This window comes from Pseudomonas sp. LBUM1640, from assembly GCF_059716225.1.
The window spans coordinates 3791759-3806995 of record NZ_CP166816.1 but is presented as its reverse complement, the minus strand read 5'-3'; the positions used below and the strand labels follow the sequence as shown (position 1 = coordinate 3806995).

Sequence of the window (15237 nt, the reverse complement as noted above, 5' to 3'; positions counted from 1 at the left end):
AGTTTTTGACACTGGGCAGATCTTTCTGACGAACGTGCATAGCCCACAGGCCACGAAATACGTGGCCTGCGATGATGGCTAAAGAGTCATGGTGCAGGGCTTTCAGCCCAGTTGTTGGCGATACGGCAGGTCGGGCCCGGTCTTGCTGCAGGTCAGGGCGGCCGCGCGAATGGCAAAGCCGAGCAGGGTGTCGATCTGCTCACGGGTGAGCTGTTGCAGGCCTTCGACCGAATCCAACTGCTGCTCGGTCAACCAGGCAATCAACGCGGCCTGGAAGGTATCGCCAGCGCCGACCGTATCGGCCATCACCACCTTGACGGCCGGCTGCGACCAACTGCCGTGCTGGCGACTGAATACCGTAGCGCCGTCACCGCCACGGGTGAGGAACACCAACTGACAGCGGTGTTGCAGCCAGCCTTGCAGCACGCTTTCCGGCGACCGGTCGGGGTAGAGCAGGTGCAAGTCTTCGTCGCTGACTTTGATCAGGTCGGCATGCGTGACCAACTCGGCCACGCGATCACGCCACAATTGGATATCCGGCTGCGGGTTGAGCCGCACGTTGGGGTCCAGGCTGATCAGGCGCTTGCCGCTTTCGCGCTTGACCAGGCTCAGCAGGGTGTCGCCGATCGGCTGCACCACCAGCGAAAACGAGCCGACGTGCAGCCCGCGAACCTCATGGCCCAGCGTGGGCAAGTGCGCGACCCGCAATTGGCGGTCGGCGCAACCTTCGCCACGGAAGCTGTATTGCGGTGAGCCATTGGCGCCCACAGCGACCATCGCCAGGGTGGTCGGTGCGGGGAACTCCACTAGAAATTGCTCACTGACGCCCTCGTCCTTGAGCACTTGCAGCAAGCGCTGACCGAGGAAGTCGTTGGACACACCGCCGAACAGCGCGGACTCGATGCCCAGGCGGCGTAAACCCACTGCCACGTTGAACGGCGAGCCACCGGCAATCGCCTTGTAATTGACCTTGGAAGCCTGCCCACTGGCATCCTCCTCGCTGAAAAAATCAAACAGCGCTTCGCCACACACCAGATACATAGTCGTTCACTCTTAAAGGGTTGCCACGCGTTGTTGATAGCGTTCGTAAACCTGTTGATAGGCGCTCACACTGGCCGCCACCGGCAGCGTGCGGCTGGCCGGGTCGACGCAGACGCATTTGTCGCACAGGCTTGCCAGGGATTCACCGGACTGGCTCCACGCCGCCTGGATCGCCGCGCCCAGGGCGGCGGCTTCGCTTTGTTCGGTGCAGACCACTTCGGTGTTCATGATATCGGCGACCATCTGCCGCCACACCGGGCTTTTCGAGCCGCCACCGATCAGGCGGATGCGCAGGCTTTGCAGGCCGGTCTGGCGCAGCAGGTCCAGGCCATAACGCAGGCCGAAGGTGGTGCCCTCGACCACCGCGCGGCACAGGTTGGCGCGGGTCAGGTTGGTCATGGTCAGGCCATGCACACTGCCGGTGGCGTGGGGCAGGGCGGGCACCCGTTCGCCATTGAGAAAGGGCAGCATACTCACGCCGTCGGCGCCAATCGGTGCTTCGGCGACCAAGGCGTTGAAGGTGGCCAGGTCGAGCTCGAACAGTTCGCGAATGACGCTGGTGGCGTTGGTCAGGTTCATCGTGCAGATCAACGGCAGCCAGCCACCGCTGGACGAACAGAAGGTCGCCACCGAGGCTTGCGCGCTCACATTCGGTTGGTCGGCAAAGGCATACACGGTGCCGGAAGAGCCCAGGCTCATGGTGATCACGCCGGGGGCGATATTGCCGGTGCCAATGGCGCCCATCATGTTGTCGCCGCCGCCGCTGGACACGCGCGCGTCAGGGTTGATGCCCAGGCGTTCGGCGATGGCCGGCAGGATCGTGCCCACGCTTTGATTCGCTTCGATCAGCTGCGGCAGCGCGGCTTCCAGACGGCCGCTGGGGTCGATGTGCTGGAGCAGCGCCACGTCCCACTCACGGGTGCGCACGTTGAAGTAGCCGGTGCCTGACGCATCACCGTATTCCGCCACGGCCCGACCGGTCAGCCAATAATTGAGATAGTCGTGGGGCAACAGGATATGCGCGATGCGTGCGAACACGTCCGGGTGCTGCTCGCGGGTCCATAACAGCTTGGACACGGTGTAGCCCGGCGCAACCGCCACGCCGAGGCGTTCCAGCGAGCCGCTTTCGCCACCCAGGTGCTCCAGCAGGCGCTCGTTTTCCGGCGCGGTTTCGGTGTCGCACCAGAGTTTGGCCGGGCGCAGGACCTGGCCTTGGTCATCGAGCAGCACCAGGCCGTGTTGCTGGCCGGAGACGCCGATGCCGAGAATGTCCTGGCCGTCCACGCCGGCCTGTTGCAAGGCGCGGTGCGTGGCTTCGGTAAAGGCGTCCAGCCAATCCTGGGTGTGTTGTTCGCGACGGCCATTGGCGCCGCTGATCAGCGTATGCGCAGCGGCGCCCAGGCCCAGCACTTTGCCGCTGTTGGCGTCGAGGACGATGGCTTTGGTGCCTTGGGTGCCGCAGTCGATGCCGAGGTAAAGGTTTTGCTGGGTCATGGTGGAGTGCTCAGCAGTATTATTTTTTTGGATTGAAAACCCGATCAGTGTGGGAGCGGGCTTGCTCGCGAACGCGGTGGATCAGTCAATATAACCTTCACTGACACACTGCATTCGCGAGCAAGCCCGCTCCCACATTTTTTAAGCCGGTTTCTTCAGGAGTTGTTGCAGTGTTTCGGTAACGCCCTTGTCGCGCAGGCTTGCATAGCACCGCTCAAACGCTGCCACAAACTCCGGCGAGTTGGGAATAGCCTTGCCAAAAATCTCCTCTACGCCCAGCAACCGCTGGCTGATCAGCGCATCGTCACTCACCAGGCCCTGACAGAACTCCGCACGCGGGTCTGGGATCTTGTAGCTCACGCCATGCTCATCGACGCCCTTCAAGTACAGCGCCCAGGCCGCGACCACCAGCGCCGCGCGCTCAGTCTCTCGCCCATCAGCGATCAGGCGATTAATCGTCGGCACCGTAAATTTGGGAAACTTCGACGAACCATCCGAGCAGACACGCTCCAACTGATCGGCAATCGCCTGATTGGAGAAGCGATCCACCAAGGTCTGTTTGTACTCGGTCAGGTCAATGCCCGGCACCGGCGCCAGGTTCGGCGTGACGTCCAGGTCCATGTACGCGCGCATGTAGGCGACAAACACCGGGTCGTTCATGGTCTCGTGCACAAACCGGTAACCCTTGAGAAAACCCAGGTAGGTGAGGGCCAGGTGGCTGCCATTGAGCAGGCCGATCTTCATTTCTTCGTAGGGCGTGACGTCGTCGGTGAACTGCACGCCGACTTTTTCCCAGGCCGGGCGACCGTTGACAAACTTGTCTTCCAGCACCCATTGCACAAAGGGCTCGCACACCACCGGCCAGGCATCGTCGATGCCGTGGTCATCATGCAGCTGCAAGCGGTGGGCGGTGCTGGTCATCGGTGTGATGCGGTCGACCATGGCATTCGGGAAGCTCACGTTGGCCTTGATCCAGTCATGCAGCTCGGCGTTGTGCAGGGCCGCGAAGGCCAGCAGTGCCTTACGGGTGACGGCGCCGTTGTGCGGCAGGTTATCGCAGGACATCACGGTAAAGGCCGGGACGCCCGCCGCGCGGCGTTGCGTCAGCGCGGCGCAGATAAACCCGAACACGGTTTTTGGCGACTTCGGGTGTGCCAAGTCATGCTGGATCTGCGGCAGGTGGGCCATGAACTCGCCGTTGCTGTCGTCGATGCAGTAGCCGCCTTCGGTGATGGTCAGCGAGACGATGCGAATCTGCGGGCTGGCCAGCTTGTCGATCAACGCCTGGGCGCTGTCTTCGGCCAGCAACATGTCGCTGATCGAGCCAATTACGCGCACTTCGGTGTCGTCGGTGTCACCCAATTCGTACAGGGTGAACAGGTAATCCTGGCCGGCCAGGTCGTCGCGGGCCTTGCGGTCCTCGGCACGCAGGCCGACGCCGCAGATGCTCCAGTCGAGGCCTTCGCCCGTATTCATCAGCGCGTCGGTGTAATACGCCTGGTGCGCGCGGTGGAAGCCGCCAACGCCGATATGCGCGATACCTTGCGTGGTGCTGGTAATCGCGTAGGCCGGGATTTTCACGTGCGGCGCCAGTTGGGTGAGGTTCTGTTTATTCAGTTTCATCACAAATCTCGCGAAATCAGGCGGCGGCGCGCAGCGGGCGGGCCACGGCCACGCCTTCAGCGTCGAACAGGTGGCATTGGGTCGGGTCCAGGTACAGCTGCAGGGTTTCGCCATATTGGCTGGCCATGTCGCCACGAATGCGCAGGGTCAACGGCTCTTTGCTGGCGGTGATCACGTGGCAGAAGGTGTCGCTGCCCAAACGCTCGCCGACATCGGCGGTGACGGTCAGCGTGGCCTGGCCAGGCGTGGCGATTTCCAGGTGCTCGGGGCGAATGCCCAGGGTCACGGCACCGCCGACACTCAAGGTGGCGCTGCTCAGAGGCAGGTTGATACGGCCGCCGGCATCCAGTTCAACTTCGCAACCCTGGGCCTCGACGCGGGTGACTTTGCCCTTGAGGAAGCCCATCTTCGGCGTGCCTAAAAAGCCTGCCACAAACAGGTTGGCTGGCTGGTGGTAAAGCTCCAGTGGCGAGCCCACTTGTTCCACGCGGCCGCTGTTGAGTACCACGACCTTGTCGGCCAGGGTCATCGCTTCGACCTGGTCGTGGGTCACGTAGATCATGGTGGCTTGCAGTTCTTTGTGCAGGCGCGACAGCTCCAGGCGCATTTGCACACGCAGGGCGGCGTCGAGGTTGGACAGTGGTTCGTCGAACAGGAAGATCTTCGGGTTGCGCACAATCGCGCGGCCGATGGCCACACGCTGGCGCTGGCCACCGGACAACTGCTTGGGCTTGCGCTCAAGCAATGGGCCCAGTTCCAGGATGCGCGCCGCTTCGTTGACCTTGCTCTCGACAATCTTCTTGTCGACGCCGGCCAAGTCCAGGGCAAACGACATGTTCTTGCGCACACTCATGTGTGGATACAGCGCGTAGGTTTGGAACACCATCGCCAGGTCACGCTTGGCCGGGGTGACTTCGGTGATGTCACGGCCATCCAGTTCGATGGTGCCTTCGGTGACTTCTTCAAGGCCCGCAATCAAGCGCAGCAGGGTGGATTTACCGCAGCCCGACGGGCCGACGAAGACCACGAATTCCTTGTCGTTCACTTCCAGGTCAATGCCCTTGATGATAGAGAAGCCTTCGAAGCCTTTTTGCAGATTCTTGATTTTCAGGTTGGCCATGATGGGCCTCCGCTTCTGAATATTTTTAAAGGAGCCGTTACTTAACGGCGCCGAAGGACAAACCGCGCACCAGCTGTTTCTGGCTGATCCAGCCAAAAATCAGGATCGGCGCGCAGGCCAGGGTCGAGACGGCGGACAATTTGGCCCAGAACAAGCCTTCGGGGCTGGAATAGGAGGCGATCAGCGCGGTCAGCGGCGCGGCGTTTGACGAGGTCAGGTTCAACGACCAGAAGGCCTCGTTCCAGCACAGGATCAACGACAGCAACACCGTGGAGGCCAGGCCGCCCTTGGCAATCGGCAGCAGCACCCGGACCATTTCCTGCCACAGCGTGGCGCCATCCAGGCGTGCGGCCTCGAGGATGTCCTTGGGGATGTCTTTGAAGTAGGTGTAAACCATCCACACCACAATCGGCAGGTTGATCAGGGTGTAGATGATGATCAGCGCGACGCGCGTATCCAGCAGGCCTAAGCTCTTGGCCAGCAGGTAGATCGGCATCAAAACGCCTACCGGCGGCAGCATCTTGGTGGACAGCATCCACAGCAAGGTGCCCTTGGTGCGCTTGGTCTCATAGAAGGCCATGGAGTAGGCGGCCGGCACCGAAATCAGCAGGCACAGGGCGGTGGCGCTGAACGAAATCACCACCGAGTTCCAGGCGTAGGCGAAGTAGTTGCTGCGCTCGTTGATGTGCAGGTAGTTCTCCAGCGTCGGCGTGAAGATGAACTGCGGCGGCGTGGCGAACGCGTCGATTTCGGTCTTGAAGCTGGTCAGCACCATCCAGAAGATCGGGAAGAAAATCAGGATCGCGATGGCCCAGGCCAAGGTGCCGAGCAACAGGCTTTGCAGGCGGCGGGATTGTTGAAGCGTCATGGCGCGGCCCTCAAGGCTTGTCAGTCAGGTTTTTGCCGATCATCCGCACCAGGATGATCGCCGCGATATTGGCGATGACCACGGCAATCAAGCCGCCGGCCGAGGCCATGCCCACGTCGAACTGCACCAGTGCCTGGTTGTAGATCAGGTAGGCGAGGTTGGTCGAGGCGTAGCCTGGGCCACCGTTGGTGGTGGTAAAGATTTCAGCAAACACCGAGAGCAGGAAAATGGTCTCGATCATCACCACCACGGCAATCGGGCGCGCCAGGTGGGGCAGGGTCAGGTGCCAGAAGATCGCGATGGCACCGGCACCGTCCAGGCGCGCGGCTTCTTTTTGCTCCTGGTCGAGGGACTGCATGGCAGTCATCAGCAGCAGGATCGCGAAGGGCAGCCATTGCCACGACACAATGATGATGATCGACAGCAACGGGTAGTGCGCCAGCCAGTCCACCGGCTCGGCGCCGAACAGCTTCCACACGGCGGCGAGAACCCCCGACACCGGGTGGAAAATCAGGTTCTTCCAGATCAGCGCACCGACGGTGGGCATGATGAAGAATGGCGAAATCAGCAACACCCGCACCACGCCGCGACCAAAGAACTCACTGGCCTCAAGCAAAGCGCTGATCAGCACGCCGAACACCACGCTGATCAGCAAGACGCTGCCGACCAGCAGCAAGGTATTGGTGGCGCCGGGCAAGAAGCCCGAGTCGGTGATGAAGTAGGTGAAGTTCTCCAGCCCCACGAATTGGTTTTCGCCAGGGTAGAGCAGATTGTAGCGAATCAGTGAAAAGTACAGGGTCATGCCCAGCGGCACGATCATCCACAGCAGCAACAAGGCCACCGAGGGGCTGACGAGGAACCAGCCGGGGTTGGCCAGGCGGCTTTTGCGCGGCTTTTCAGGCGCGGCGGTTTGCACTTTGGCAGTGGTGGTATTCATAGGGTCAGAACCAGTCAGGTACATGCAAAACTAGAGTCGAAGCGCGGTCAATGTGGGAGCGGGGTTGCTCGCGAAGGCGGTGTGTCAGTCACGAATGCATCAACTGGTAGACCGCATTCGCGAGCAAGCCCGCTCCCACATTAATTACGGGGTTGCGTACTATTTGGGATAACCCGCCCGCTTCATTTCACGCTCGGTGGTGGTCTGCGCAGCGGTCAATGCCGCATCGACCGTTTGCTGACCGGTCAGCGCGCCCGAGAAGAACTTGCCGACCTGGGTGCCAATCGCCTGGAACTCAGGAATGGTCACCAACTGGATACCGATATACGGCACCGGCTTGAGCGTCGGTTTGGTCGGGTCGGCGACTTTCAGCGATTCCAGCGTCACCTTGGCGAACGGCGCGGCTTTCATGTACTCATCGCTGTAGGTCGACTTGCGCGTGCCTGGCGGCACGTTGGCAATGCCGTCGGTTTTAGCCACGAGCTGGCTGTATTCCTTGGAGGTTGCCCAGCTGGTGAACACCTTGGCGGCGTCCTTGGCCTTGGAGCTGGTGGGGATCGCCAGGCTCCAGGAGTACAGCCACGACGTGCCTTTGTCGGTCTTCTCGTGCGGGGCGAAGGTGAAGCCGACATGGTCGGAAACCTTGCTCTGGGTTTTGTCGGTAACGAACGAGCCGGCCACGCTGGCATCGACCCAGATCGCACACTTGCCGCTGTTGAACAGCGCCAGGTTTTCGTTGAAACCGTTGCTGGAAGCCCCCGGCGGGCCGGATTTCTTCATGTTGTCGACGTAGAAGTTCAGCGCGTCCTTCCATTCAGGGCCGTTGAATTGCGGCTGCCACTTCTCATCGAACCAGCGCGCCCCGTAGCCGTTGGCCAAGGTGGTGATCAGCGCCATGTTCTCACCCCAACCGGCTTTGCCGCGCAGGCACAGGCCGTATTGCTCTTTGGTCTTGTCGGTGAGTTTTGCCGCGAATTCGCCGATCTGGGTCCAGGTCGGGTGCTCGGGCATGGTCAGCCCGGCGTCCTTGAACAGGTCGGTGCGGTAATAGGTGATGGAGCTTTCGGCGTAGAACGGCAGGGCGTACAGCGAGCCTTTGACGGACAAACCGTCACGCACCGAAGGGAACACGTCGTCAAGGTCGTAGGACGCCGGCAGGTCTTTCATCGGTTCCAGCCAGCCCTTGGCGCCCCACAGTGCAGCTTCGTACATGCCGATGGTCAGCACGTCGAACTGCCCGCCCTGGGTGGCGATGTCAGTGGTCAGGCGTTGGCGCAGCACGTTTTCTTCGAGCACCACCCAATTCAGCTTGATCTGCGGGTGCTCGGTCTCGAAGGTTTTCGAGAGCTTTTGCATGCGGATCATGTCGCTGTTGTTGACGGTGGCAATGGTCAGGGTTTGCGCGCCAAGGCTGACGGCGCTGAGGGTCATGCATGCAGTCATGCAAGAACAGGTAAGCAGAGCTTTTGCTGTGAACTTCATCGCGCACTCCATTTCTGCGCCCAGGGGCTGCAGAAGGACAGTTATTGTTGTTGTGTCTTCCTACAAGCAGTCAGGAAGAGTGTGCGTTGATTACAGCCTTCAAATGGGGTTATGACAAATCCTTGGGCGCACTTGGACTGATACTTTTTTGCACTCGTGGCTCAGGGCGCTGAAACGGTTCGCCGGCGCGTCAGGGCAAAGCACAGCCGAACGGCCGCCGTAACGTTTGCCCGGTTGTAATTAGCCAAGCATCGCCGTTCGCCTCGAAGCGGTGGCAAGCGGGCTGCCTGGCAGCCCGCGTCCGGTTATGCGTTAAGCGGCTTTTTTTCAAGCGTGGTCAGGTCTGTTATCCATTTGGGGTAAAGCGGGCTGCGCCAGTCTCCGTGGGTGTAGATCGTTTCACCTTTTGCGCTCCACTCAGCCATCTTTTTCTTGAACAGGCCGGTGTACTCGGACGCCTTGCATGAAATGTCAGCCCAAGGGTCGACGATCCAGGCATCTTTCCATTCGGCTTGTGCAAAATTGACGGTGCTTTTGCCTGCCGCGGGCGGCCCCCCGACCACGGTAAACGCATGGTCGCCGCCGTGGACAAACCATACTTCAGCGCTGCCTCCGCTTTTTTTGATGATTTGAGCGGTGGCCTCAGCCATTTCCCCGCAATTGCCGGCACCGAACTTCAACACGGAGTTGACATAGTCAGGGGAGGCTACCTTGATGCCTTGTATCCAACTGACGAGCGCGTCTGCAACGTCCTGCCGGTAAAGATCATTAAGGTCATTGGCAGAGCGCTTGTTCTGGGACCCGACCCCGGTAGCCTTGACCTGTGTGTCGACTGATTCCTTCGCGCCTTCAGCGTAAAATTTGTTTTGTTGCTCCACGGGTAGGCTCGCGAAATTGCCGGTTTTATTCAGCGGTTCGAGGCGTGCCGATTTGAGCACTATATGGCCGTTGGAGTTGTCCAGTTTGTTGATAAGTTGATAAACAAACTCGCGTTTTTTCTCATCGGTGAACGGTGCGATGGTGGCTTTCAGCTCATTGACCTGGGCCGGCGTATAACCCGCGGCTTCAAGCTTTGAAAGAGCCGAATCGAGGGTAGGCAGCGCGACGAGCTCTTTATTCACGGACGCACCCGCCAGCTCAAGAAAATGTTCGGTTTCCGCGATGTGCTTTTCCACAAGGGCTGCTTCAAGCCGCGACGTCGGTTGGCCCATTTTTTTGAAGTTGAGAACCGTCGAGTCCGCTTCAAATTTGCTGTAGTAATACGTCAGAGTATCGGCTTCTACAACGACATACCGATCGGTTCCCCCCGAGGCTGTTTGTTGCAGGGCAATGCTTCCACGTAATTCACGTTTGTCGTTGCTCAGGCTGCTGATAGCGTCGAGTTTGACAATTCGCGTGTTTTGCTCAAGGTTGGCCAGGGTGGAAGAGCCCGTTAAACCAAAGTGTGGGTCCTTGACGAGGGTGCCACGCGTCGTTTCCAGGTAATCAATAGGCTCTTGAAGCTCGCGTTGGACGGTCGTCTGGAGGCCGTCCTTTTCCACGACATCGAAGATACGGTGCTCAAAAAGAAGCGTTGAGGATTTCCCTGCACCCGCAGGCGAAGGGTAGAAGCGCGCGTGTTGCAGGCCTTGAACCAACTTGGCGGTATTGCCGCTGAGGTCCGCGACGACGGTTGTAAAACACACATCATCAGGCTCGCGTTTGGCTCTGGGCCCAGCGGGGCAAAAGGGTTCCAGGCCCTGTGCATTGTTGAAATGGTCGGCCGATTCAAGATCGGTCAGTACATCCGGTTTCTTAGGGTCGTAGCGATATACCTTGTTGCCCACCCTGACGTCGGAGTAGGTCGACCGGTGAATCACCAGCGCGTCGTCTGACAGTAACCGCTCAGGTATCAAGACGCTTGAGCCGTTGGGCAGGGTCTCGCGTTTTAATGCGATGGATGAATCCGAGCGAAAACCTTTCTGCGGGGGCCCATAAGCCTCCTCTGTCCTGGCATCGTAGGCGTACCAGCGGCTGTCCTGGGTGACCGCCGTGAGCTGTTCCTTGACGCCGGAGCGTAATACTCGGCCATTGGCCATGTCAGCCGTTGGCTGAGCCAGTGTGCGCCCCTGCATTCGGCTCAAAGCGTTCAGCGAGGTGGAGGCGCTGGCGGCCGTCACGTCCTTGATTGTGGTGCTTGTGACTTCTTTAGCCCCGAACTTCTCGATGAATTTGGCGGAGACTTTGGTGGCCGCCCAGCTCGCGCCGGATTTAGCCAGGGTCCATGCTTTGCCCAGGCCCTCGGTGGCTAAATAGATCGCGACATCAATGCCCAGATCTACGCCGGCCTTGAAGAACTCACCGTGATACAAGTCTTCGAGGCTGCTGGCGCCCGGCAGGGAGTGCCAGACGGCCTTGAAGAAATCACTCGGCTCGACAGCCGTTTCAAGGGGGTTGCTGGTCCAATTGCGGTGCAGGTTTATGAACTGAGCTTGGTTGAGGTAGGTCGTGTCAACCATCGCTTTGGCCAGTTGAGATACTCGCCCACTCGCGTAGTGTGGGGAGAACCGGTCGTTTTCTGTGTGCGCAGGAAACGAGACTTTGAGTGGCCAGTGCTGGTTATTGTCATCGAGGATGTGCTGGTCAGCGGTTCTCAATATGACGTCGGATTTAACGCCCTTTTTAGGTTCGGTAGCGTTTTTAAAAGCTTGGGCATCGATTTCGAGACTGACTTTTTTGCCCAGTGGCGTGGTGGGGTCAATGTCGGCAATTCTGACGATCTGGCCCCATGCCGGACACACCGCAAAGTCCCTTCTGACCTTGTTATAAACGGAGGTGATCACCATGCCGCGGCCGGCATCTTTGGCCTCACTGTCCACATTCAAAAACTCCACCTGGCCATAGATGAGGCTCTTGCTCTCTTCCTCAGGCAGCTTTTTGAGCATGTCTTCGAACAGCGTCAGGGTATGGTGCCTGCGCAGGTTGAAATCTGCGTTGATGGCTGTGTCGAATTCCGTGTTGATAACCGGTAAGTCTTTGGCTTTTTTGCGCAGGCTTTCGAAGTCCACATGCGTGCCTTCCTGGCCCCAGTCTTCATCCAGCCGGCCGGCTTCATAGATTTCTGCGAGGCTATAGTGGCTACCGCTGAAAACACCCCACATCCGTTCCCACATGTATCGACTTTCATAATCGATGTCGCTGCCAAAAGTCTCTCTTAATACCTTAAGCGTCATAGCCCTTCTGTTTGGGGCCTCATGGGTGGCCAGCCAGTTTCTGCTATCGGCGCTGGCCTGCTGCTGTGTTTGAAGTTTTTGCTGGCTCTGTTTCAACTGGTCCAAGGTGTAGTTGCCCTTGTCCACGCCGTTGTTGATGGCCGCCCAGTCCAGCAGCGGGTCCATCTGCGCATAGCTTTGTATCTGCGCTTCAAAGTCGGAAATGGGCTGGATGTTGTGGTGATTCATGACTTGCTGGTAGGTCATGTTTGCGGTGGCGCCGGGGGCGGTCCATTCGATCCGGTTCACCGCCGTCGTAAAGCTGAACCACTGCGGGGAGCCGAGCGTCACTGTCTTGGGTACATCGCTTACCAGCAGTTGCGGTGCCATACCCGCCATCAACACGCGCGAGGCTGCAGGTGCAAGGTGAGCAGGGATACCTTTTTCGCCGGTCAAGTAATGGTTGAAGCGTTCACGGATAACGTCGCTGCTGTACCCCGAGTTCGCCGCCCCCATGAGGTCAACGCCCGCGACGGTCTTGTGTTGGCTGCCGGCGGTGGGATCAAGCTCCAGCACCAGGGCCGTCAGCAGCCATTGTTTCAGACTGGTGGCGGTTGGGGCGCCCTGCATCTCGGTTTCCAGTTGCGTGGCAAGCTCAAGGGCGCTGTTACTGGACAGCAGCTGTTCCAGTGCAAGTGCCGGGTCTTTGCTGAGGTTTGCGACACCGGCATTGAGGTAGTTGAGAAGGCTGCCATGGCTGCCAACCGAGCGTTTGACACACTCGACCAACGCCGTACGTTGCTCAGCACTCAGCGGGATATCCGTGGACAGGAAACCCCAGTGGTTGCCGAGGGCAGGGGATTGCGGCACGGGCGTTTGCAATGCCTTTAACAGGTTGGCTGTTTCAGCCGCCGACGTTGCACCGTACCAGTTTTGGTTCGCCAGGAATTTTTGAACCGTGGTGACGCCTTTAGGCTGGTGCGATGAATCCGGATCGACCACGAAGCGTGTGGTGTCGTCGTTGCTGAGAGTGCCGTTTTTTAACTGCTTGATCAGCGCATACCGGTCGTTGCTATCACCGACTGCAGTGCGTTGCCGGCTCAACCAATTGACAATTTTTTGTGGGTGTTCAGGTGCTTTTGGGAACTGTTGGGTGCGGCCCATCAACTCGGTCTGCCGTGCAAACTCCGCACTGCTGGGGTCGGTACTGATGCCATAAAAGTTGGCGACCCATTCAAACGGTACGCTGTCGCTGTTGACGTCGTTCAGCGCGATGGGTTTGTCACGGCTGAATGGGCCCAGGGCAGTGTCCCCATGCGCCATTGCGTCGAAATACTCAGGGTTTTCTTTTGCAAAGGCTGCTTCTCTGGAATAGCGCTCAGCCTGATCTTTTGGCGGGATCCACACTGCACCGTCCAAAAGAAGATTGTTTTTCTGCATGTGCTCAACAAGCCCGCGCGCGTTCACGGCCTTGCGCGCGTAAGCCTTCCACTGGCCAAACAGGCTGTTGGCCGGTATCGACGCGAGCCTTTTCGAGGGGGCACTGCTTGGGTTGGCTTGGAGCTCAAGCATGATCTGATGCACGCTCACAGCCAGCGCGTGTTCGGCGCTCGCCACCGAGTCTGTGCGCGGCTGGCCAGTGTTTACCGGCACGTTGGCACTGGCTGGCACGGCTGCCGCCAGGGCTTCAAGTGGGGAGGGCGTGAGGGGCGCCCCGCTGAGTTGTTGCGTCACCGCCTGTTGTCGTGCCCGTACGGCTTTGGAGTCGCTGTCGTCGGTCTTTGTATCGATCAACGCCTTGAAACCGTTGTTTTGGGTGATCTCAGCCATTCGACCCAGCGTGGACACGAGCTGGCGTTGTTCCCAGCCCTGTTGTTGAGTTTCTTGCTGGTGAGGGAGCGCCTCATTGTAAAACTCCATGACCTCATACAGCGGCGCAGACGCCCTGGTCGGGTATTTAACCTCAGCGCCGGAGCCTGCGGCCATCTGTTGGACGGCGCCCTGTATCTCGCTCCAGGCATCGTCCCAACCTGAAACATCGTTCAAGATGAAGGTGGTGTTGACGCCTTTCACTTTGCCCGTCAGTTCACCGCTGACCGGGTTGATAAGAACGCTGGTGGGGTCGAGATTGTTCTCCCGCGCAAAGGTTGTAAACGTACTTGCGGTCAGCGCTTTCAGGAGGTTTTTGCGGGCCAGGTTGAAGGTTGAATACTCAGGAATAGCTTCCAACATGACGGGGTAGTCGTATTCACCGGCTTCGGGCACCAGTTTCATCAACCCCTGACTGCACAGCTGTGCCAGAACCCGATCAGCCTCTTGAACCTTGTGCGCCGCCGTCGAAGGGGTGAACGTTGCAAGGATCTTGCTCAGCGGTTGCGGCGGCAAATCGGCGAGGTGTTGGCGGGCCTCAAGTTGTCGCTGTTTGACGGGGGCGTCCAGCGGGTCGGCGCTGGTTAACGCCCTGAAGGTCCCGTCGCGAAACAGTTGGCCAATGCTCGCCAGCGTGTCGTTGCTGTCGATGGAGCCCAGTTGCACAGCGTAGAACTTGGCGACATTGCGAGTGGGGGCGTGGTTTCGATCAGTGAATGAGACTTCGCCAAGGCGCCCGCCCGTCAACTTTTTTGCAGCGGCTAAAACGGTCGCTGAGACGGCCGACCATGCGGGGTCACTCGGCGCGAAGTAACGCGCAACGCCGCCGTCACTGCCTCTTTCGGTCAGCTCACCCTGTTGGCCAATGGTCAGTTTGGAAGTATCGATCAACTTGGCTTCGACAAACGATTTGAACGGTTCCGATTGCAGCGCGTCAGCCAGCTCAGCCCAGGCTCGGCCAAAGGTGGAGTGCGGCGGCACGGCAACCTGGTCTTGCGCCGCGCTTGAGCGACGGGTTTCACTGGCGAGCCGCTGGCCGATCAAACTATTGGCGACACCGATGGCCAGCTGTTGGTCACCCTTTTCCACCAAGGCGTCGGCGAACTGGCGAATTGCCGCCTTGCGTGGCTCGGGTGCGGAGCTGGCATTTTGCAGGTCCCGCCGTGGTCGTGATAACAGGCGCGGCGCCACGGTGGCAGGCTGCCGGGGTGGCAAATGCGTTTCGCGGTTGGCAGCGACGACGGGGGAGGCAACGGGCGCGTTCGGTTCGGTTGATCGAGGGGGGGCGGACGGAATGGCTGGCAGCTGAACGTTGATCATGGGGGTGCCCTTTGGCCTGTGCTTTATATAAGCGCCCCCACATCGATTGAAAGAGAGGGGGTGCTTTTGCTCAGTGGCAGAGGGCGCTTTGAGGTTCCTACACGCTGGGGTGAAAACTGCCATTTCACCGGTGAATTTAGTTCGGCGTGTTTCGCTGCTGTCAGATTCACGCCAGGTTTTGTTCAGTCAACCGCTGCACCGACAGGCGTCGTTAAAGTTCACCAGCATGTCGCGCTTGGGCATGACTTCGTCTTCCTCCACCTGGCTGATCCAGTTGTGGCATAGGTATCTA

At 59.4% G+C, this 15237-nt stretch carries 8 protein-coding genes and 1 pseudogene; all 9 read right to left on the bottom strand.

What is annotated here, in order from left to right:
* Positions 1-102 precede the first annotated feature (102 nt).
* Positions 103-1041 (bottom strand): carbohydrate kinase family protein, encoded by a 939-nt coding sequence (locus ACA065_RS16905; protein WP_497690673.1) that lies wholly within the window; start codon positions 1039-1041, stop codon positions 103-105.
* Between the two features lie 12 nt (positions 1042-1053).
* The gene (gene xylB / locus ACA065_RS16900) at positions 1054-2535 is read right to left on the bottom strand and encodes a xylulokinase (RefSeq protein WP_497690672.1); all 1482 of its coding nucleotides are present in this window, start codon (positions 2533-2535) and stop codon (positions 1054-1056) included.
* Between the two features lie 141 nt (positions 2536-2676).
* Complete coding sequence (locus tag ACA065_RS16895) at positions 2677-4158, bottom strand: mannitol dehydrogenase family protein (RefSeq protein WP_497690671.1); 1482 nt, start codon at positions 4156-4158, stop codon at positions 2677-2679.
* Positions 4159-4174: 16 nt separating this feature from the next.
* Positions 4175-5278, bottom strand: coding sequence for an ABC transporter ATP-binding protein (locus ACA065_RS16890; RefSeq protein WP_497690670.1), 1104 nt, complete (start codon positions 5276-5278; stop codon positions 4175-4177).
* 37 nt (positions 5279-5315) lie between these two features.
* The gene (locus tag ACA065_RS16885; RefSeq protein WP_497690669.1) at positions 5316-6146 is read right to left on the bottom strand and encodes a carbohydrate ABC transporter permease; all 831 of its coding nucleotides are present in this window, start codon (positions 6144-6146) and stop codon (positions 5316-5318) included.
* Positions 6147-6156: 10 nt separating this feature from the next.
* Positions 6157-7083: a carbohydrate ABC transporter permease gene (locus ACA065_RS16880; protein WP_497690668.1), complete on the bottom strand. Its 927-nt coding sequence runs from the start codon at positions 7081-7083 to the stop codon at positions 6157-6159.
* A gap of 159 nt (positions 7084-7242) precedes the next feature.
* Entirely contained in the window at positions 7243-8565 is a 1323-nt protein-coding gene (locus tag ACA065_RS16875; RefSeq protein ID WP_497690667.1) for an ABC transporter substrate-binding protein, read from the bottom strand.
* A gap of 305 nt (positions 8566-8870) precedes the next feature.
* The gene (locus ACA065_RS16870) at positions 8871-14945 is read right to left on the bottom strand and encodes a hypothetical protein (protein ID WP_497690666.1); all 6075 of its coding nucleotides are present in this window, start codon (positions 14943-14945) and stop codon (positions 8871-8873) included.
* A 189-nt stretch (positions 14946-15134) separates the two neighbouring features.
* Positions 15135-15230: pseudogene (locus tag ACA065_RS16865) on the bottom strand (AraC family transcriptional regulator); the annotation flags it as partial.
* Positions 15231-15237: the final 7 nt, after the last annotated feature.